Source organism: Kangiella sp. M94, from assembly GCF_054926195.1.
This window is the reverse complement of record NZ_CM142903.1, coordinates 2,422,483-2,443,196: the sequence shown is the minus strand read 5'-3', so window position 1 is coordinate 2,443,196 and position 20,714 is coordinate 2,422,483. Positions and strand designations below refer to the sequence as shown.

The 20,714-nt window shown below is 44.0% G+C and carries 21 protein-coding genes and 1 pseudogene; 12 read left to right on the top strand and 10 right to left on the bottom strand.

From position 1 onward, the window contains the following. The first annotated feature begins 74 nt into the window (after nt 1-74). The 7 genes from gcvT (at nt 75) to ACYTXU_RS11285 (ending at nt 8,286) form a co-directional block, all read left to right on the top strand. Nucleotides 75-1,163: a glycine cleavage system aminomethyltransferase GcvT gene (gene gcvT / locus ACYTXU_RS11315; RefSeq protein WP_462206889.1), complete on the top strand. Its 1,089-nt coding sequence runs from the start codon at nt 75-77 to the stop codon at nt 1,161-1,163. 138 nt (nt 1,164-1,301) lie between these two features. Next, nucleotides 1,302-1,691, top strand: coding sequence for a glycine cleavage system protein GcvH (gene gcvH, locus ACYTXU_RS11310; protein ID WP_462206888.1), 390 nt, complete (start codon nt 1,302-1,304; stop codon nt 1,689-1,691). 368 nt (nt 1,692-2,059) lie between these two features. Then, nucleotides 2,060-4,945 carry an aminomethyl-transferring glycine dehydrogenase gene (gcvP, locus tag ACYTXU_RS11305; RefSeq protein WP_462206887.1) on the top strand — a complete coding sequence of 962 codons (2,886 nt, stop codon included), beginning with the start codon at nt 2,060-2,062 and terminating at the stop codon, nt 4,943-4,945. Nucleotides 4,946-5,030: 85 nt separating this feature from the next. Next, complete coding sequence (locus tag ACYTXU_RS11300) at nt 5,031-5,246, top strand: hypothetical protein (protein WP_462206886.1); 216 nt, start codon at nt 5,031-5,033, stop codon at nt 5,244-5,246. Between the two features lie 45 nt (nt 5,247-5,291). Beyond that, the gene (locus ACYTXU_RS11295) at nt 5,292-6,062 is read left to right on the top strand and encodes an SAM-dependent methyltransferase (RefSeq protein ID WP_462209420.1); all 771 of its coding nucleotides are present in this window, start codon (nt 5,292-5,294) and stop codon (nt 6,060-6,062) included. A gap of 24 nt (nt 6,063-6,086) precedes the next feature. After that, nucleotides 6,087-7,190 carry a tetratricopeptide repeat protein gene (locus ACYTXU_RS11290; RefSeq protein WP_462206885.1) on the top strand — a complete coding sequence of 368 codons (1,104 nt, stop codon included), beginning with the start codon at nt 6,087-6,089 and terminating at the stop codon, nt 7,188-7,190. 16 nt (nt 7,191-7,206) lie between these two features. Continuing rightward, nucleotides 7,207-8,286, top strand: coding sequence for a tetratricopeptide repeat protein (locus tag ACYTXU_RS11285; RefSeq protein WP_462206884.1), 1,080 nt, complete (start codon nt 7,207-7,209; stop codon nt 8,284-8,286). Here the strand turns inward: ACYTXU_RS11285 and mutH are convergent. Further along, on the bottom strand, nt 8,283-8,951 hold the full coding sequence (gene mutH, locus ACYTXU_RS11280; RefSeq protein ID WP_462206883.1) for a DNA mismatch repair endonuclease MutH: 669 nt from the start codon (nt 8,949-8,951) through the stop codon (nt 8,283-8,285). The two genes, ACYTXU_RS11285 and mutH, sit on opposite strands and share 4 nt — an antisense overlap. A gap of 78 nt (nt 8,952-9,029) precedes the next feature. Between mutH and rppH the strand changes: the two are divergent. Next, nucleotides 9,030-9,542, top strand: a pseudogene (rppH, locus tag ACYTXU_RS11275) (RNA pyrophosphohydrolase); the annotation flags it as partial. Nucleotides 9,543-9,697: 155 nt separating this feature from the next. Here rppH and ACYTXU_RS11270 read toward each other — a convergent pair. Together ACYTXU_RS11270 and ACYTXU_RS11265 are read right to left on the bottom strand one after the other, a co-directional pair. After that, a complete protein-coding gene (locus ACYTXU_RS11270) occupies nt 9,698-10,087 on the bottom strand; it encodes a hypothetical protein (RefSeq protein ID WP_462206882.1) in 390 nt (129 codons plus the stop codon). An 84-nt stretch (nt 10,088-10,171) separates the two neighbouring features. Further along, on the bottom strand, nt 10,172-10,771 hold the full coding sequence (locus ACYTXU_RS11265) for a DUF938 domain-containing protein (protein ID WP_462206881.1): 600 nt from the start codon (nt 10,769-10,771) through the stop codon (nt 10,172-10,174). Between the two features lie 308 nt (nt 10,772-11,079). On the opposite strand from ACYTXU_RS11265, the gene ACYTXU_RS11260 reads away from it, so the two are divergent. Genes ACYTXU_RS11260 through folA form a run of 4 tightly spaced genes read left to right on the top strand, consistent with a single transcriptional unit; the run spans nt 11,080 to nt 14,080 of the window. Continuing rightward, complete coding sequence (locus ACYTXU_RS11260; protein ID WP_462206880.1) at nt 11,080-11,886, top strand: sulfite exporter TauE/SafE family protein; 807 nt, start codon at nt 11,080-11,082, stop codon at nt 11,884-11,886. Between the two features lie 16 nt (nt 11,887-11,902). Continuing rightward, nucleotides 11,903-12,697 (top strand): prolipoprotein diacylglyceryl transferase, encoded by a 795-nt coding sequence (lgt, locus tag ACYTXU_RS11255; protein WP_462206879.1) that lies wholly within the window; start codon nt 11,903-11,905, stop codon nt 12,695-12,697. A gap of 51 nt (nt 12,698-12,748) precedes the next feature. Continuing rightward, nucleotides 12,749-13,543 carry a thymidylate synthase gene (thyA, locus tag ACYTXU_RS11250; protein WP_462206878.1) on the top strand — a complete coding sequence of 265 codons (795 nt, stop codon included), beginning with the start codon at nt 12,749-12,751 and terminating at the stop codon, nt 13,541-13,543. Nucleotides 13,544-13,552: 9 nt separating this feature from the next. Beyond that, complete coding sequence (folA, locus tag ACYTXU_RS11245; RefSeq protein WP_462206876.1) at nt 13,553-14,080, top strand: type 3 dihydrofolate reductase; 528 nt, start codon at nt 13,553-13,555, stop codon at nt 14,078-14,080. A 208-nt stretch (nt 14,081-14,288) separates the two neighbouring features. Here the strand turns inward: folA and ACYTXU_RS11240 are convergent, their stop codons facing one another. The 7 genes from ACYTXU_RS11240 to ACYTXU_RS11210 form a co-directional block, all read right to left on the bottom strand. Further along, the gene (locus tag ACYTXU_RS11240; protein ID WP_462206875.1) at nt 14,289-14,858 is read right to left on the bottom strand and encodes a class GN sortase; all 570 of its coding nucleotides are present in this window, start codon (nt 14,856-14,858) and stop codon (nt 14,289-14,291) included. Nucleotides 14,859-14,868: 10 nt separating this feature from the next. Further along, nucleotides 14,869-16,926 (bottom strand): marine proteobacterial sortase target protein, encoded by a 2,058-nt coding sequence (locus tag ACYTXU_RS11235; RefSeq protein WP_462206873.1) that lies wholly within the window; start codon nt 16,924-16,926, stop codon nt 14,869-14,871. Nucleotides 16,927-17,115: 189 nt separating this feature from the next. After that, nucleotides 17,116-17,514 carry a YccF domain-containing protein gene (locus tag ACYTXU_RS11230; protein WP_462206872.1) on the bottom strand — a complete coding sequence of 133 codons (399 nt, stop codon included), beginning with the start codon at nt 17,512-17,514 and terminating at the stop codon, nt 17,116-17,118. Between the two features lie 152 nt (nt 17,515-17,666). Further along, nucleotides 17,667-18,089, bottom strand: coding sequence for a hypothetical protein (locus ACYTXU_RS11225; protein WP_462206870.1), 423 nt, complete (start codon nt 18,087-18,089; stop codon nt 17,667-17,669). Between the two features lie 17 nt (nt 18,090-18,106). Continuing rightward, a complete protein-coding gene (locus tag ACYTXU_RS11220; RefSeq protein WP_462206869.1) occupies nt 18,107-18,592 on the bottom strand; it encodes a hypothetical protein in 486 nt (161 codons plus the stop codon). Between the two features lie 125 nt (nt 18,593-18,717). Then, the gene (locus ACYTXU_RS11215; protein WP_462206868.1) at nt 18,718-19,227 is read right to left on the bottom strand and encodes a GNAT family N-acetyltransferase; all 510 of its coding nucleotides are present in this window, start codon (nt 19,225-19,227) and stop codon (nt 18,718-18,720) included. A 399-nt stretch (nt 19,228-19,626) separates the two neighbouring features. Beyond that, nucleotides 19,627-20,604 carry a malate dehydrogenase gene (locus ACYTXU_RS11210; RefSeq protein ID WP_462206867.1) on the bottom strand — a complete coding sequence of 326 codons (978 nt, stop codon included), beginning with the start codon at nt 20,602-20,604 and terminating at the stop codon, nt 19,627-19,629. Nucleotides 20,605-20,714: the final 110 nt, after the last annotated feature.

Genomic DNA, 20,714 nt, shown 5'->3' with positions numbered 1-20,714 from the left:
GTCGCAGGGTTCTTTTAAGCCCTTTTCCCCTGTATAATCGCTGGCCATTAAATGAACGACTGGAACACACCTTAATGGCCAACAAAACCCCTCTCTATCAAGCTCATGTCGACGCCAATGCACGTATCGTGGATTTTGGTGGCTGGGATATGCCGCTTAACTATGGTTCTCAAATTGATGAACATCACGCAGTACGCCAAGACGCGGGAATGTTTGATGTTTCTCACATGACAGTGGTTGAAGTCAAAGGTGGCGAAGCCAAAGCCTATTTGCGTTACTTGTTAGCGAATGATGTGGATAAGCTAAAACTGCCTGGCAAAGCTCTCTATAGCGGTATGTTGAACGAAGAAGCTGGCGTTATCGACGATCTTATCGTTTATTATCTTACTGATACGCATTATCGTGTGGTGGTTAACGCCTCGACTCGTGATAAAGACCTGGCCTGGATGGAAAACGTGGCACAACAGTTTGACGTAGCGATCGAAGAGCGCGTTGATGTGGCCATGGTTGCGGTACAGGGGCCGAATGCGGTTGAGAAAGCGCAAAGTGTTATGAGCGATGAGCAAAAAGACGCTGTCGCCGAATTAAAGCCTTTTGTGGCAGCTCAAGCCGGCGACCTGTTTGTAGCGCGTACTGGCTACACGGGTGAAGATGGTTATGAAATCATGGTGCCAGATTCGCAAGCTATCGAATTCTGGAATCAACTGGTTGAAGCGGGTGTTAAGCCATGCGGCCTGGCGGCGCGTGACACATTGCGTTTGGAAGCTGGTATGAATTTGTATGGTCATGATATGGACGAAAGTATATCGCCACTGGAAGCCAACATGGGCTGGACCATCGCCTGGGAACCAGAAGACCGAGATTTTGTGGGTCGTAAAGCACTCGCTGAGCAAAAAGCACAAGGCGCGCCACGCAAAATGATTGGCCTGGTATTAGAAGATAAAGGCATCATGCGTGAAGGTCAGGAAATAGTAGTGAATGATGAAGTCATTGGTGTGGTCACCTCAGGCACCATGTCACCAACCACTGGCAAGAGTATCGCCATGGCGCGCGTTAATCGTGACCTGAATGAAGAGCAAGTCTTAGTTCAGGTGCGTAAAAAGCAGCTCCAAGCCAAGGTGGTAAAGCCCAGTTTCGTGCGTCAGGGCAAGTCACTAATATAATCGATTCAGTCGGCCCAGGCGGTGGTTTCTGCTTGGGCAGATGAAAAGTTTCATATACAATACGCTTACTTTTTGAGCGACAATTGATAGTCAATTAACATCAAGCCGACAACAGGCTAATCATTGAGGAATGTTTAAATGAGCCAGATTCCAGCAGAATTAAAATACGTATCTAGCCATGAGTGGATCCGTGATGAGGGTGACGGAGTTGTAACAGTAGGCATTACTGACCACGCACAAGAATTATTGGGTGACGTTGTGTTCGTAGACGCACCAGAAGTTGACAGCGAAGTGGATGTCGGCGATGAGATCGCAGTGGTTGAGTCTGTTAAAGCAGCTTCTGACATCTATGCGCCATTGGCGGGTACCATTTTAGAAGTGAACGAAGAGCTGGAAGACTCACCAGAGCACATTAATAGTGATCCTTATGGTGATGGCTGGATGTTCAAGATGAAGCTGGTCGATGCGGGTGATTTGGATAGCCTATTATCGGCAGATGAGTACGCTGACGAAATTGCTGAAGACTAATTCAACTTCCTGCTGCGTCGTTAAATGTGTTAATTACTCAGCTCGTTTACCTAAGTAAACCACGCTTCGTAATTAATACATTTGCCTAGCATCAGAAACTTGAATAATTTCCAGGATGGCACGTTTGCCTTGCGCTAGAAACCTGAATACTTTTTAGCTTTTAGGAAACTAGTCTAGCCTAAGAAAAATTTCCTTAAGTTTTGCGCGATAAGCCGTTGGGAGTAAGCCCGGTGAATCAAAAAGAGTTCATCAGGTTTTGGATATACAAGTAAGAGTTTGATTTAAGGCCTCGAATCAATATCGGGGCTTTTTCTGTTTTAATTAGTGGCTGATTTTAGCCGTTTAACCAAAGTAGGTATTTGAAAGCTATGGCTGACACATTGAGTTTGAAAGGGGCACCTTTGCAACAACTGCAACAGTCCGATGACTTTATTCGTCGTCACTTAGGCCCTCGTGAGGACGAAATCCAGGAGATGTTACAAGAGCTAAACTTAAGCTCGCTGGATGATTTGGTGGATAAGGCTGTCCCACACAAAATTCAAATTGATGCGCCTTTGGCGGTTGAAGAGTCACGCTCAGAAGCGGAGACTTTGAAATACCTTAAGTCGTTAGCCGACAAAAACGTAATTGCCAAATCCTATATTGGTATGGGCTATTACGACACCATTACGCCCACCGTGATTTTGCGTAACGTGCTGGAAAATCCTGGTTGGTATACTGCTTATACGCCGTATCAGCCTGAAATTGCTCAGGGTCGTCTAGAAGCTATTTTGAACTTCCAGCAAATGACCATGGATTTAACTGGCATGGAATTGGCCAGCGCTTCATTGCTGGACGAAGCAACTGCGGCTGCCGAAGCGATGGCTTTGGCCAAGCGTTCGTCAAAAAACAAGAAATCCAACAGCTTCTTTGTGGATGAAAAAGTATTTCCGCAAACTCTGGACGTGGTGCAGACCCGCGCCGAGCATTATGGCTGGGATGTGATTGTTGGGCCTGTCACCGAAGCAACTAACCACGATGTGTTTGGAGCCTTGTTGCAATACACCGACGTCAACGGACAGGTTACCGACTTAGAACCTATCATCAGTAAATTGCACGATAACAAGGCGATTGCCTGTGTCGGCGCGGACATCATGAGTCTTGTGCTTTTGAAAGCGCCGGGTGAAATGGGCGCGGACGTGGTCTTCGGTTCTGCGCAACGTTTTGGTGTACCGATGGGCTTTGGTGGTCCACACGCAGCCTTCTTTGCGACTCGTGATGCATTCAAGCGTTCATTGCCTGGCCGTATTATCGGTGTGTCAGTGGATACTCGCGGCAACCAGGCCATGCGTATGGCGATGCAGACTCGTGAACAGCATATCCGCCGCGAAAAAGCGACTTCCAACATCTGTACTGCGCAGGTGTTGCTAGCAAACATTGCTGGTTTCTACGCGGTTTACCACGGTAAGAAAGGCTTAACCACTATTGCTAACCGCATTCACCGTTATGCCACGATAGTTGCTAAAGCGTTGCAAGACGCAGGCTTAGAGCTGGTTAATGATAGCTGGTTCGATACAGTGACTTTTAAAGCCAAAGGTGTGGATGCGATTCAGGCGCGCGCTAACGCTGCTTTGATTAACTTGCGCTATAATGGTGACCAGGTCAGTTTCTCAATTGACGAAGCGAAAAACCAGACCGACATTGAAGAGCTGATTGAAGTATTAACTGGCAACAAGGCTGATGTGTTTGCACTGGATTCAGAAGCCAAGAGCAGCATTCCGGCTAGCCTTGAGCGCACCTCAGATTTCTTAACGCACCCTACTTTTAATGATTACTATTCTGAAACAGATATGTTGCGTTATTTAAAGCGTCTGGAAAATAAAGATTTTTCATTGGCACACGGCATGATCCCATTGGGTTCCTGTACCATGAAATTGAACGCCACCAGCGAAATGATTCCAGTGACCTGGCCTGAATTTGCCAATATCCACCCGTTTGCGCCAGAAGAGCAAACAGCTGGTTATCTCGACATGATCAAAGAGTTGGAAGCCGACCTGGTCGAAATTACCGGCTATGACTTTGTGTCCATGCAGCCTAACTCAGGTGCGCAGGGTGAATATGCTGGTTTATTGGCGATTAAAAAATACTTTGAAAGTATCGGCGAAGATCACCGTAATATCTGCTTAATACCAAGTTCAGCACACGGTACCAATCCTGCATCTGCACAGATGGCCGGCATGAAAGTTGTCATCATTAAATGTGATGAAAAAGGAAACGTGGATGTTGAAGATCTGGAAGCCAAAGCGGTTGAGTTAAAAGATAACCTGGCGGCACTGATGGTGACTTATCCGTCAACGCATGGTGTGTTTGAAGAAGAGATTAAGCATATCTGTCAGATTGTTCATGACAACGGCGGCCAGGTTTATATGGATGGCGCCAATATGAATGCTCAGGTTGGTATTTCAAAGCCTGGCGAAATTGGTTCTGACGTATCGCACTTGAATCTACACAAAACCTTCGCCATTCCACACGGCGGTGGTGGCCCTGGCATGGGGCCGATTGGTGTTAAAAAGCATTTGGCTCCATTTGTTTCTGGCCATGCGGTGCGTAAAATCCACAGTGTTGAAGCACGTGACGGAGCGGTCTCAGCTGCTCCTTATGGAAGTGGCATGATTCTACCGATTTCATGGGCTTATATTAAAATGCTAGGCCGTGAAGGCTTGCGTAAATCCACGGAAGTAGCTTTGTTGAACGCTAACTACTTAAAAAATAAATTAGCACCTCATTACCCAGTATTGTATATGGGACGTAACGACAAGGTTGCGCACGAGTGCATTATCGACCTGCGTCAGATTAAAGCTGAAACTGGTATCAGCGAAGTGGATTTCGCCAAACGCTTGATGGATTACGGATTCCACGCACCAACCATGAGCTTCCCGGTAGCCGGTACCTTCATGATTGAGCCAACTGAAAGTGAATCGAAATACGAACTGGATCGCTTCATTGACGCCATGATCAGTATTCGTCAGGAAGTTGAGAAAGTACGCTCAGGCGAGTGGGATGCGGAAAACAACCCGTTGAAAAATGCACCGCATACCCAATCCGATATCCGTAACTGGGATAAGCCCTACTCAATCACCGAAGCGGTTTATCCATCGCCATCAACTATCGAATCGAAGTTCTGGCCAACGGTCAATCGTATTGACGATGTGTACGGCGATCGTAATCTGATTTGTAGCTGCCCAAGCATTGAAAGTTATCAGGATCAGGACTAATCAGAAAGAGAAAAGCCAGCGTTTGCTGGCTTTTTAGTGCATGATCGTTTATACAAGAAAGGCTTAAAAATAACAGGAGGGACCTATGTCTAAGAAAAAGTTAGAAGAATTCATTATCAAATTATCCGAAGATAGCCAGTTAAATCAGTCTTACCTTGAAAACCCAGAAGCTGTGATGGGGCAGATGGGACTCGATCAGGATGAAATAAAGGCAGTAATGTCTGGCGATCAAAAGCAGATAAAAAAACTGATTGGTGAGAAAGCTCACTTGATTACAATTATTAAGATGATGAAAGATTAATCCGTGCCAAATAAGCAAGGACAATTTGTAGCCGTCAGTACCGGCATGTTGTTGGCTGGACATATTTCAGTGCGTGCGCGCAGTTATTTACAACATGCCGACGTGATATTCTGCTTAGTACCTCATCCGCTGATCGAGACCTGGTTAAAACAGATCAATCCCAATGTGATTAGCTTGCAAAGCTTGTATGCAGAAGGTAAACATCGCATGGATACTTATGAAGAAATGGTTTCTATGATGATGGCGGAAGTTCGGGCTGGGAAAAATGTTTGTGGTGCATTTTATGGTCATGCTGGTGTCTTTGCCTGGGCGCCACATGAAACAGTGCGACAGGCCACTGCCGAAGGTTATAAAGCACACATGGAGCCTGGAATTTCTGCGGAAGCCTGTCTCTATGCAGACCTTGGAATAGATCCTGGCACCTGTGGTGCGCAACACTTTGAAGCCTCACAGTTTTTGTTTTACGACCATATCCCGAATAACCGGGGATATTTGATTTTATGGCAAATAGGTTTGGTAGGTGAGCATACGGCTACCAAACTCAGCACTAGCGCTAAGTGGGTAAAACAATTTTGTGAGCACATGCTTGAGTGGTATCCGCCAGAACATGAAGTCATTATTTATGAAGCCTCTGTGTTACCAATTGAACCTGTCCGCAAGGATAAAGTTAGATTGAAAGATCTTCATAAACAAACACTTAAACTCTATTCGACGCTAGTAGTGCCGCCAGCCGTAAAGTTATCGGCGAACAAAAAAGTTCTTGATCAATTTACGATTAAGGAAGAGGATATAGCTAAAAGGTTGGTCAATAGTTAACCAATCAGGAAATTCTGCTATCATATGGAAATGAAAAAATACCTGCCAATACTTATTTGTGTATTATTATTTATACCTTTAGATGCAAAAGCTGCTGATAAGGGACAGGATTACTATGGCAAATTAAAATATATTGAATCTGTTAGGTTAAATGGTCTTGCTGATACTCGAAAAAGATTGGAAGAACTGAGCCGCTTTGAATCTGAGTTTGATCAAAAGGAACTAGATCTATATCGCCTCCTGAAAGCACACTCTAAAGCCATGCAAGCAGAGTATGACTCTGCAAAAGAGATACTAACGTCTCTAACGCTCGAAAGTGACTCCATTGATATCCGTTCCAGAGCTTATTCAATACTTGCTGCAATAGAAAATATCCGGGGTAATGATATTGATGCCTTTGTCGCACTGGACAATTCATTAAGTCAGCTTTCAGAAGTTTCAGATCCGATTTATCGATTGGATATTTTGCAAAATGCTGTAGGAGTTTATAAAGAAGCGGAACTTATTGAATATGCATTAGAACTTTCTAGAAGACACTTAACAGAAGCAAACCGAAGCAACAAAAATGAGCCACTATGTCATGCAAATTATGAGCTGGCTTCAATCGAAATCATGGCGCAGAAAACCAAAATTGCAGAAGAAAGATTGAAGCTAGCAAAGCCTTACTGTGAAAGTGCCAGTGAGCAATTGGCGTTACTTGAAATAGAAGCAAGTTTAGCAGAGATAGCTATGCTAAATGAGCATTATGAAAAAGCAGACCGCATTATGGAAGATACTTATAAAAGGGTTAAGCTTTTTGGTTGGGACGTATTAACTGCTAGGGCACAAATAATTTACGCAGAAATATACTTAGCTAAAGACAAGTTAGGGAAAGCCGAGGAGTACGCGTTAAGTGGCTATCAAATTGCTAAAAAGAATAATGATAAGAAGAGGGTTTTAGGCGCAGCAGGCATGTTAGCAAAAATTTATTCTGTAGCAAATGACAATGAATCAGCGATCAAATATTACAAAGAATATATGGAGCTCAATAATGAGCTAAGGACTAAGGTTAGGCAAAGAAAGTTGGCTTTCCAGTCTATACGTGAAACAGATAATATAAGCTTAAAAACTAAGCTCGACTCTAGGTAATAATGGATTGAAATATATGGAACATAAATTTTTAATTAGTTTAATCATAAGCTTAACTGTATTGATTTGTCAGGTTAGTCACGGCTCTGAGATTAACTCAAGTGATTATGATGCTCAATTAGCAACAGTTGAGCTGATTAAGACTTCAAATCCTCAATTAGCAAGAAGTATTCTAGAAGAACTTAAAGGGGAAATGGAGCGATTGAATTTACAACAAAGGGATTTATATCACCTCTACTTTGCCCATTCCTTAGCTATCGCTGGTGACTATAACCAGTCACAACAAGAACTCATTAAGCTTACATCTACTGCTACAACTATAGATTTAAAATCAAGGGCCCATTCTTTACTCTCCAATATATATTTATTCGAAGGAAAATATAAAGAAGCATTTATTCATTCTGCTCATTCACTTGAGAATTTAAATGATCTAGATGAGAAAAAATTGCATAAGTTTGCGGTATTGCAAAATGCATCCAGTCTGTATAAACAGTCGGGCCTTCTGTCAAAAGCAATGGAGTATAGCCGACAAATGTTGAGTATTGCTGAGAAGCAAAAAGATGTTCTTCGGCTATGTGTTGGCCATTATGAAATGGCGAGCTGGGAAGTAGAAAAAAGCTCAATTGAAATAGCCGATTTAAGAATTAAGTCAGCAGAGGACTATTGCGATAAGACAGGCGACGACCTTTTCAAGATCCTGGTAGCTGAAATTAGAGCGAGGCACTATTTATTATTAGAAAACCCTGGAGCTGCAGTGTTAACCTTAAAGCCTTGGGAAAATAGAGTTAAGGAGTTGGACTACAAAAACTTAAGAAATTTGTACGAAATAAAGTTGTCTGAATCGCTGTTAAAAGCAAAAGAAATAGACGAAGCTTTAAAGTATGCCCTTTCTGCATACGAACGGGCAAAACAATATAATGATACAACTCGTTTGATGGAATCATGCAAAATTCTTGCCAATATATATTCTTCAAAAGATGATCTTGAAAAGTCAGTTCAATATTATCAAGAATATATGCAGTTAGAAAAACAGTTAGAAATCATTACAAATCAGCGCAAGATGGCTCACTATATGGCAAGTGTACAAATTGATTAGGCAAACTGGCTTGATATAATCTGACTAGTAAATGACGATCTTAAATAAAATCCCCTTGGTAATGTTTTAATCATTTCGCCTTCTGGTCCCACTGCTTCCGTTAATGCTTTGGCGTTTGCTGCTTTTGGTCTAACTTGCATCACTTCACCGAAGCGTGCATCAATTTGTTCAATTTGGCCCATTGCGACTGTCTCAATCGTATCCTCAAAATCTTTTCTTAATAAGCTTTCCTGTAGAGTGTTTGGTTGCCAAATAAATGGCATGGCTACTTGCCGTTGGGCAACCGGAATTGTGCGTTCAGCGAGAATCGGAATCCATAACACCTGCATTAACTTATGTCGAACCACTGAGTTGTGCCAGGTTAGCCCATGAAGATCGGTCAGTGGTACAACGCTGACATAGGTAGATTCGAGAGGCCTGCCCGAGCTATCTATGGGCAAGGTTTTCAGCTCGATACCCAGCTCAAGAAAGTCCGGCTGTGCCAGTGAGCCAGAGGTAGCGCCGAGCAAATATTCGAAGAATTGTCCTATGCGCCCTTTCTCACGCAACAGGTGTTGCGGCAATTCGGACTGATATTGTGCCGCCAGTTCACCGAGGGTAAAGCCTGCCAGTGATTGAGCTTTGTCGAGTAGCTCTTGTTTCGTTGCGTAAGTCTGCTGCTTCATAGGCTATATATTTTTTTATTGTCGAAAATCCAAGTCTGTGGAACAATGATAACAAAGTTTTATGATTTGGATAGATCGATGATCGACGCAGAAGGCTTTAGAGCCAACGTCGGCATCATCATTTGTAATGACCAGGGCCAGTTGCTCTGGACACGCCGCTTCGGACAAACATCATGGCAGTTCCCTCAAGGAGGAGTGCATCCCGGCGAAAGCGCGGAACAGACCATGTACCGAGAATTATACGAAGAAGTCGGCCTTGAAAAAGATGATGTCCGTATTCTAGGGAGTACGCAGCATTGGTATAAATACCGATTGCCCCAGCGTTTAGTAAGACAAAACTCTCAACCGTTATGTATTGGGCAAAAGCAAAAGTGGTTCTTGCTCCAGCTAATGGCTGATGAAAGTAAAATTGATTTTGCTGCCACCGACCATCCAGAATTTGATGGATTTATCTGGGTGAACTATTGGTATCCAGTGCGTAATGTGGTGAATTTCAAGCGCGATGTTTATCGCGCTGCCTTGTCTGAACTGATGAGCAGCATGTTCCGCTTTCAGTTTAAGGGTAAACCTTCCAAGCACTATCGTTCGGAAAAGAATGACGCCAATCAGCGTGGTGTAACCCCACCTAGCGAGGAATCAAGAGCTCGCCCTAACCATCAGCATCGTAATGATGGGGGCAACAAGCAGGGTAAGCGGAAGCGCCGTCCGCGCCATCCCTACCGAGGCAACAAAGACCAACAGAGCAGCTAATCAGCTGCTCTTTTTTTGCCTGTGTGGTTATTCTGGAGGTTATTTTGGAGGACTGCCAGCACCAGGGCGTGGAACGTCGGCAGGGCACAAAATAAACACAGAACTACCACTAGATATACCCCCAGCTCATTACTTGCGTAGAACATCAGTACAATAGTTCCAACTGCGCAAGAAAAATAGCCAATAAAATAAGCTGTATGCGGAGAGTGGTTGCGACTGTTAAACAGAACAATGCTGAGCGGCAGAATGAAGACGCAGACCAGAATCAGCCCGAAAGAGATAATGATAAGAAGATCCTCCATCAAAGAGGAGTTAGAGCCGCCGCAGGCGGACGCATTGAAGCTTAAAGATAACAAGCAAATGGAAACAGTAAGTTTGGTAAGCATAAGTCCTCCTTCTTAAAGCTCGTATTAGACGCTGAAAAAAGGAGGTTCTGATGGCTGAAAAGTGATGAATTCTGATTATCGAAATTAAAAAGCTGAATTCTTTTGGTAGGCCAACAGCATATTGTTAGCGGGCATTTCATGACGCTGGATTAATGAGAAGCCATTATGGCGAGCGGCTCGATTCATATCGTCATAATCGCGCAGTCCACTTTCAGGATCCCGTTGCTTCAAAGAGGCATCAAATTCTTTGTTGGATTCTGAAGTATATTCACCGTTGACCTTAAAGGGCCCATAGATAAGCAAATGGCCACCGGGCTTAAGCACACGGCTTGCCCCTTGGAACATATCGCGCACTCGCTCCCAGGGCATAATATGGCAGGTGTTGGCGGTGAAAATAGCATCAACCTGATTAACTGGCCAAACGCCTTGCCCAACATCCAGTGTCCGTGGTTTGCGCAGATTCGGCAGTTCACTGGTTTCGACCCAGGCAATGATAGAAGGATGATTTTCTCGCAAATCGGTAGTGTGCCAGGTTAGATGCGGCATAGCTTCAGCAAACCACACCGCATGCTGGCCGGTGCCGGAGCCTATTTCGAGAACTTCATTACTGTGTTGTAAATAGGGCTTGATGGCATCCAGAATTGGCCCTTTATTACGTTCGCACGCTTCGCTGAATCGGCGCATGAGTCATCCTTTCGATAGAACTGATATGGTTTCATGTTAACTGATCGCGCTTTATCAGAACAAGTTATTGATTGGCAGTTAAAAAAATTTTATGAGGATCTAGGTATGTTGTATCCAAGGGTAGGTTGGCGATGAACGAAGTGAATCCCAACATCTTTCTAGCCAAACAACACCTGTTGGGATTCACTTCGTTCATCGCCAACCTACGGTACACTGAATAACCGCTCATTGAAGAATTCGATTTTTGCCTAACTTGGCATCATTCGTCATAATGCCCAGCAACGAAAACCATAATCTAAGTGGCTTGCATGGCGCTAGAACCTTACTTTTTGCTATTACTACTGGGCCTTGGCCTTTTAAACGGTGTTCTTGCTGGTTTATTCGGTATCGGCGGTGGTTTGGTGATTGTGCCGGCGATGGTTTGGCTGTTGCCGCAAATCGGCGTACCAGAACAGCACATCATGCATATGGCACTGGCCACTTCGATGGCAACCATTTGTTTTATCGCTGTCTCATCTGCTGTGGCGCACTACCGCCGCGATTCTGTCTCTGTAAGGCTATTGAAGTTGTTAGTACCGGGCATTATGGTCGGAGCCTTGCTGGGAGCTTATTTAGCCAAGCTGATGAATACCGAGTGGCTAGCCTGGATCTTTGGCTTTTTCTCGATACTGATGGGCTTACGCATGATGATCGACAAGTTGCCAGTCGCTAAAGGCGAGCGCCTGCACTGGCAACAGGCTAGTCCCAGCGCTGTAGTAATGGGTGCCTTGTCTTCATTGGTAGGCATCGGTGGCGGTAGTCTGGTGGTGCCTTACTTATTGTTCCATAAGGAAAAACTGGTTGTATCTATTGGCACTGCTGCTGCCTGCGGTTTGCCATTAGCGGTGATGGCGGCTGTCGGTTATATTGCCCTGGGCTGGAATGTGGCTGGATTACCCGATTATCATTTGGGATATGTTTATCTGCCTGCTATGATTGCGATTGCCGTCGGCTCAATCATAACCGCGCCCTTTGGTGCCTATCTGGCGCACCGCTTGCCAACCAAGGTTATTAAACGATTTTTTGCATTATTGCTCATTGTAGTCGGCATTAAAATTATCACAGAATACTTATAACATGTTAGAGAGATAGATGAATTTACCACAGATTGATCCAATCATTTTTGAAATAGGCCCGATTGCCCTGCGTTGGTATGGGCTAATGTATTTACTGGGATTTATCGCAGCCTGGATGCTGGGCAATTATCGTGCAGGGCGCCCCAATTCGGGCTGGACCAAAGATCAGGTCGCCGACTTTTTATTTTATGCCTTCATCGGTGTCATCATTGGTGGCCGCATTGGTTACGTGTTGTTTTATGGTCTCGAATGGTGGAAACAGGACTTCTGGTATCTATTTAAAATCTGGGAAGGTGGCATGTCTTTCCACGGCGGTATGCTTGGCGTTGCAGGCGGCGCCTGGTATTTTGCAGGAAAAAGCAAAAAGTCTTTCTTTGAAGTAACCGACTTTATTATTCCTCTGGTACCGCTGGGCTTAATGTTTGGCCGTATTGGTAACTTTATCAATGGCGAATTATGGGGACGCGAAGCAAGTGCAGACTTCTTCCTTGCGATGCGCTTTCCGAGCGACCAGCTGGGTTTGTTGCGCCACCCATCGCAATTGTACGAGGCGCTATTTGAGGGCTTAGTATTATTTATCGTGCTGTGGATTTACTCAGCCAAGCCACGTCCACGCATGGCGGTGTCGGGGTTATTCCTGCTGGGTTACGGCACGGCACGTTTTGGCGTAGAATTTTTCCGTGAGCCGGATGCGCATTTAGGCGAAATCATTTCCTGGCTGACGATGGGGCAGGTGCTAAGCGCGCCAATGATTGTAGCGGGTTTAATTTTATTGGTAATGGCCTACAGCAAACCAAAAAAACAGGCTTAATTGATTGTTGTACTTAATTGACACGACGACAGGGTAGAAACGGTAGTCACTATGAAACAATATCTCGATATGATGCGCCATGTACTCAACAATGGCGAAGATAAAGGCGATAGAACCGGAACCGGAACGCGCAGCGTATTTGGCTATCAGATGCGTTTTAATTTGCAGGATGGTTTCCCATTAGTTACCACTAAAAAATTACACCTTCGCTCGATCATTTATGAATTGTTATGGTTCTTGAATGGCGATACCAACATCAAGTATCTGAAAGATAATGGCGTTTCTATCTGGGACGATTGGGCCGATGAGAATGGCGATCTGGGTCCTGTCTATGGTGAGCAATGGCGTTCCTGGAAAAAACCGGACGGCACCACTATTGATCAAATTTCAAATGTCTTACAGCAAATTAAAAGCAATCCAGACAGCCGTCGCCTGATGGTGGTGGCCTATAATCCGGGCGTTGCTGATGAAATGGCTTTACCGCCGTGTCATTCACTGTTTCAGTTTTATGTGGCCAACGGCAAGTTATCCTGCCAGTTGTATCAGCGTAGCGCAGACATATTCTTAGGCGTACCTTTTAATATCGCTTCGTATGCTCTGTTAACTCATATGATGGCACAGCAAACAGGTTTAGAGGTGGGTGAGTTTATCTGGACAGGTGGAGACACCCACTTGTACAGCAACCACTTTGAGCAAGCCAAAGAACAATTGTCGCGCGAAACATTGCCGTTACCGAAATTGAATATCAAACGTAAGCCAGATTCATTGTTTGATTATCAGTTTGAAGATTTTGAAATTGTCGGATACGAAAGTCATCCGCACATCAAAGCTCCGGTAGCAGTTTAGGGTACGGATATGAGCAAGCCGACCTTCAGCAGACCGAGCATCAGCTTAATCGTTGCTATGGCCAATGAACGGGTCATTGGTAAAGATAATCAAATGCCGTGGCACCTGCCCGCTGATTTGAAGCACTTCAAAGCTGTCACTTTAGGCAAGCCTGTGATCATGGGCCGTAAAACTCATGAATCGATTGGCATGGTGTTACCGGGCCGCAAAAATATCATCATCAGCCGCAACCCCGATTACCGTTCAGCATTTCATAACGAACAGTGCCAGATTGTTACCAGCCTTGAACAAGCTTTTAACGCAGCCGGTGATGCTGAAGAAGTCATGATTATCGGTGGCTCCAATATATACTATCAGATGATTAATCATGCCGATAAGCTCTACCTGACCTTCATTGATTTAGATACAGACGGCGACGCCCACTTCCCCGACTGGACCCATTTAGAATGGCAGGAAGTCTCGCGCGAAAAGCATCAGCCGGATGACAAAAATCCCTATCATTATCAGTTTGTAGAGTTGCAAAGAGTAAACAAATAGCACGCAATTAATTGTTGTTCTGTCATCCCGCTACTTGATAGCGGGATCCAGTGACTTTGATCTTTAGCGCAACAACAAAATCACAATCCCAACCAACATCAAGACTAATAAAATCCCCTGAATTAATCGCTTCATAGCACACTCCTCACCGTTAATGTTTTTATATAACGAAGAGCCTTGAGATTTATTCCATTCCAAGAGAATTTAATCAAACCTTCTCTGCATGAACCAGATAACGTAATGGTCCACCAACTTCTAGCGTATTGAAGGGGTAGCAGGTGACTAATGTAAGCTGGTTGATGCCTCTGTCTTGAATCTGATCGGTTTCGATATTGTGAATTTCTATTTGCGTGACGATGTACTGGTGGCTAACACCATGTTTGTCCTGTATTGAAATCTGCTCACCTGCTTTGAGGTATTGTAGAAATTCAAAGTGAGTATCGCGATGGCCGCCCAGGATAGTGTGGCCGGGTTGGCTGGGCAGACTGCTAGATAGCAGGTGGCCGGGGCCAAAGGCGAGGTTGCGCCCCGAGGCACCGGATAGCACTAACTGCTCGATGTTTTGGCTGGGCACAGTCAGTTTTGCTACAGGGAAGGTATCCGCCCAGTCCCAGGGTTTGTGCGCTTGCCCATCAGCTAAGGTTTGCTGCCATGCATCATCTAAAAGGTACTGCGCGAGAATGGCTTTGGCTTTGATGTAACCGGCCTGACCAAAAGCCGTGAGGCTTATGGTCAGTAGGGCACAGAGAACACCGTATTTGCGTAAGAACCTTTTCATTTTTACTCTCTTAGGCATTGCTACGGTTACGACGGCTCAGTGTGAACTGATAAGTTAAAGCTAGCAGTAGCGACAGTAAACCAATCAGCATGGCAAGGTTAGCTGTTGTACCGCCCTGAGGGTACCCGTGTTGAGAACCATGCGGCGCTTTCCAGCCAGCTGGGGTACGGTTTGCCAGCTGCAATTTTTTCAGCTCTTCCATAACTCTTGCCGGGGTTTTATCAACGGCGACCAGACTGGTGTAGTCAGATACTAAATGATAGTTGAGAGCGGTCTGTAAGATTTGCTCGCGCGATTGCTTATGGCTTAAATTGAAATCACTTTTAATCGAATCTATTTTCATACGCGCCCACAGTCGTGCAATACCTTTGTCCTTACCGTTGGTAACAGGCGGTAACTTAAATGACCAATCATACGAATCAGCCTGCCCTTTGACCTGGATGGAGTTCTGCCCACCTTTAGCCGTGCGATAGGACACGAACAAAGGTTCGCCAAGGTAAAGGTCACGTAGGCGACCAGGATACAGTTCTAGCTTGCCAGCTGCACCATTCTCTAGTGATAGGTTTTCTAAAGCAGGATAGCGAAGTTTCTTAAAGAGTTTTTCCAACTGAGACTGAACCTCAGAAGCCTTACCGATATAAGTAAAAGTGCCACGTCCATAGTTGGCTGCCTTGCTCATAAAATAGCTATTAGGAGCCGCACCAATACCGATGGTGAATAAACGGTTATTGCCGAGCTGATTTTCGATCATCTGAAAAATCTGACGTTCGTTGCCGATGCTGCCGTCTGTTAAAAACACCACCTGACGCAATTGTGAGCTGTGGGGTTTATCTAATGCTAAATTAATGGCTTTGGCAATTTCTGTGCCACCATCCGCTTCCAGAGTAGCGACAAAATATTTAGCCATTTCTAGATTAGATTGTGTGGCAGGAACCGCTTCATCAAACAACTTATTAGCATCGTGATCAAAGTCGATAATGTTGAAGGTATCCTCGTTACCCAATTGAGTCAGTGCATAATACAAACCTTGTTTGGCCTGTTGCATTGAATCACCTGACATAGAGCCAGAAGAGTCGATAACGAAAATCATTTCACGAGGTTGAGTTTTCTGTTGCACAAAATCATGGGTTGGCGGCAACATCATCAGCACATGATAATTATGATCGCCATGACTTTCACTGAACAGGGCTACTCCAGGTTTTTGCCCTAACTGTGGTTGCCAGTTAAGCACAAAATCACGCTCAGCCTGGGCTGGATCTTCCAGCTGAATGGTGTACTGATCACCATTCTGTTGCGTTACTATCTGGTGATAGGGGCTTTCCAATAATGACAGATCAAAACCTGGGTTTAAATGGACCGTGACATTGACGGGTCGATGAGGTTGTTCTCCGGTGTTAAATAAGGTCGTGGCTGGTGAAAGTTGAGCACTATCATGATCAGCTATAAAGGTTTCAGAACTTACAGGCTTGGCATCCGACGAAAAATAATCATAGTCATTTTTAGTCGTAGAAATTGCTTGCGAAGGTTCATAGCGTGGCGTAATACCTAAAGGCATACGCACAGAAAAATGAGTCCCATCATTATGTACCAGTTGTTGAAATTCAATATGGATGGTGATGCTTTCGCCCGGTGCAATATTGGCCAGCTTGGTCGTGAATAAATTATCACGCACCTGTTCAACCAGGCTGGCTCGCTTACCTTCGGCTTTGGCTTTTTCGTAAGTACGTTTCGCTTGTTGTTTTTCTTGGACTTCACCTTCAATAATGCGCTGCCCAATATGCATTTTCAAAGTGTCGACAGCTGCATTTTCTGGCAGGGGAAATTGATAGACACCTTCCAGCCATTGTTCCGAGTGGTTGGAAAAGGTTTGCTTAACTGATACACGAGAAACGACGCTATTAATGTGCATCTCGATGTCGGTAGAAAGAGGTAGTTGCTTAAAGGTCAAATCGCTTTCTAGTGAACGATAGCTGATGCTCGAAGGAAAAGCTTCTTCGATAGCATGGCTGCTAGTATTAAGACCTAGAAAAAATGCTCCCCACAATAAAAAAAATAATATCCGCTTCATGATTGCTCCTGACTCATTAGTTGTTATGAGTTATTAGAACAATAGACTGTGACGTGAATAGATTGGGAAAATGGAGAGTGATTGCCAAATGTGGCAGAAAAATGAAGATAAGAAACTATCAGACAAAAAAAGCCTGCCGAAGCAGGCCGAACAGTCTCTTTGGAGAGAGTTTATGAAATCTGTTTTGTACTAAGCTGGCTGCAATGATTTCAAGTCCACAATCACGCGCCCAAATGGCCATACTGCCAGTTTGACCATCTTGAAATGCTGGATACCGAATGGGATGCCTATGATGGTTAAGCACAGGAATAAACCCCAGAACAGGTGATTGAGCACTACCCAAACGCCACCGAAGACTAGCCAGATAATGTTAAGGAGAACATTGGGTATACCTGCCAGCGGTTGGTTGGCGCGCATTCGAGTGTCTTGCCCGAACGGAAATAGCGAGAAGATGGCCAGCTTGAACAGCTGCACACCCCACGGAATACCAATCAGAGTTAAGCAAAGCGCGATACCACCTGCGATATAACCTAGAAAGACGAAAATACCGCCAAACAGTAACCATAGAATGTTTAATAATAATGACATAGTGTGTTCCTCACTGAATCTATAGTTTTATTTAAGCGCAAGGAAGATTAATTTGAAAGCAGTAAAAAGAAACAAAGGGAGGCAAAGTGTTAGTAAATATTGCAGATCCTCGATAAAAAAAGAGCTCCCGAAGGAGCTCTCTTAAAAGGTAATTATTTATTCTTTTTATCTTTCCCTTTGAATTCAGGAATATATTGCGACTGAGTAGAGAAACCTACGTTAGTACACTCATCATTCTCATCCCACCCAAAGCTGATGTATGAAAAGTCGTTAATATTAGACATCTTATCCAGTAAAACCGGGTTAGTTGTTGAGCATAGTTGGAGAACACCCGGTTCAACACGTGCCTGGCAGAACCCCCATGAATACTCGGTTCCATCTGCGAAAGCATAGTGACGTACACCACAGCCGATAATTTCATCAGGATTATCTGAAAAGCGAGCTGTGACCATGTTGCCAAAAGCTATTGAGTTTTCAGTATCGATGGTTACCGGTACTTCTGAAGTGGAGCCAGCATTGGCAGAGGTAACGCAAAGTGAAAGAGCCATAGCAGCTAATAGTGATCTTAAAAACATAGTAAAGTCCTTCTATTTTAGTGAGTGATTATTACAGAAAAATCTGTCGCGTTTTTTGCAAGCAGCTGAATAATTTTTTTCCTTTCTAATTCGTTCATCTGGGCCATTGAGCGCTCGATAGTTGCAAGCTCTGACTCAGTAAGCGTCCCATCGCTCATATAATTAACAATTTGGCTATTAACTTCTGCCACAGCGGCTGGGTTTGATGAACGAGTTTGTTGATTTTGATCGGTTGGAATTATTTGAGAGCTTGCCGGCTGATTAGCTAAAGCCTTATCAAGCTCCTCTGCAATCACGGTTCGAACTTGATCAGAGGTTAATGATAGTGAATAAGAATTTTTATCAGTATTTAATTGATCTGCTTTAGATGTAGGAGTTGCTTGAGTGCCGGTTATTGTCGTCTGTTGAAGTTTAGATGTACGCTTATCAAGCTCTAATACTTTGTAACAGATGAAGAGTAACAACAGCAGTTGCAGTCCATTGAATAGTGTTTGTCGATTCATTTATATGATTGACCTTGAAATCCATTTCTTCGAAATCATAGTTTCTCAACCAACTTAGGTCAAGCTCTAGACAAAACCTTTTTTAACAAGCCGTCGGACATTTAGTAGTTTTGTGCCTGAAACAATTACGATTGAAGGAACAATTGAAACAGGTTAATAGGCGAAGTGCTATTGTCGAAATAATCCTGACGTTGGAATTGAAAACCAAGCTTTATAAGCAGATGTTCTGAAACATGGTTATTAGGAGAAGTAATGGCGTAAAGGTGGCTATGTCCTTGTGCTTTACTGTGTTGGAGAATGGCTAATGAAGACTCTTTGGCATAACCCTGACCACAGAATTGAGTCGTCAGCGCAAAGCCAATATCCGGTGCGTCCAGATAATCGCGCTGAATCAGTCCGTTAACTCCAACCGCCTGTCCATTGTCTTTTCGCTCGATAAGATAAAGCCAGAACCCAAATTGTTGATAGTTATCTTGTACTTTTTTAATGAAAACTTCGGCATCTTTGGGTAAATGGACACCGCGATCACCAATATATTTAATGAAGTTCGGTTGGTTGTAGAGCTGATAAATAAAGTTCGCATCTGAATGTTGAAGATGGCGTATTCGAAGGCGTTCTGTTTCAGAGATGATCATGGTGGGTAATTTATAATTTATGTGCGATTACTTTGCCATAAATACTAGGATAAAAGAAATACTATAAATCCAAATTATACGTCATACCGCGGCTTTTGTTATAGAGATAGAAAGAATTTGAAAGGCTTACTGATTATGTATGAATTGAAATAAATCACATCTATAGATGTAGTCGTATATTTAACGGCACTGGATATCGCGGTCAAGCCGCGGTATGACAGTGTTGGTGGAATGGTGTATGCATCAATGGGCGGGCACATAGGAACCATCCCTACCGAGATATGAGGGCGTAGGGACAAGTCATGACTTGTCCGTACAAAATAGATCTAATCAAAGGAAAATGTCAGGCATAAAAAAACCGGCTACTTGAGCCGGTTTTTTAAACTGCATAAAGACTGATTAGAACAAGTCTTTGCAAGTTTCTGCTTCTTCCTGCAATTCTTTTTGTGACTCGATCATTTTGTCTTTGATGAAGTCTGACACTTCAAGACCTTGAACGATTTCATAGTCACCATTTTTGCAGACTACTGGGTAAGAGTAGATTAAGCCTTCTTCAATGCCGTAGCTGCCATCTGAAGGAACGGCCATGCTGACCCAGTCGCCTTCTGCTGACCCTAGTACCCAATCATGCATGTGATCAAGGATAGCGTTGGCAGCCGAAGCAGCTGATGAAGCTCCACGTGCAGCGATTACTGCTGCGCCACGCTTAGCAACGATTGGCATGAATTCTTCTTTTGCCCAGGTAGCATCAACTTTATCTGCTGCTTTTTCACCGTTAACAGTAGCGAAAGAAATGTCTGGAACCTGAGTTACTGAGTGGTTACCCCAGATGATCATTTTCTTGATTCCCGCGATATCAGAATCCGCTTTTTCAGCTAATTGATAAATCGCGCGGTTATGGTCAAGACGAGTCAATGCAGAGATATTGCGTTGATTAATGCTTGGGGCATTTTTAGCAAGGATGTATGCATTGGTGTTAGCAGGGTTGCCCACTACTAAAATTTTGATGTTCTTGTCAGCAACTTGATCAATCACTTTACCTAAAGCGCTGAAGATTTTGCCGTTATCAGTTAACAGGTCTTTACGTTCCATGCCTGGACCACGAGGCTTAGCACCAACCATCAGGCCGATATTAGCGTCTTTAAAGGCTACCGCTGGATCATCAGTAACAACGATGTCTTGAACTAATGGGAATGCACAATCATTCAACTCCATAGCAACCGCTTCACACACTTTAAGTGCTGGAGTGATTTCTAGAAGGTTAAGAATTACTGGCTGATCTTTGCCAAGCATTTCACCGCTGGCGATGCGGAATAATAGTGAATAACAAATTTGGCCGGCTGCACCGGTAACAGTAACGCGAACAGGCTGTTTCATTCCTGAATCCTCAGTTATTTGAGATGATGAAATAAGGGCGCAACTTTAGCATAAAATAAGGCTAAATCCTATGATCGACGGGCTATAAAGCGGGGTTTAAGCAAAAAATT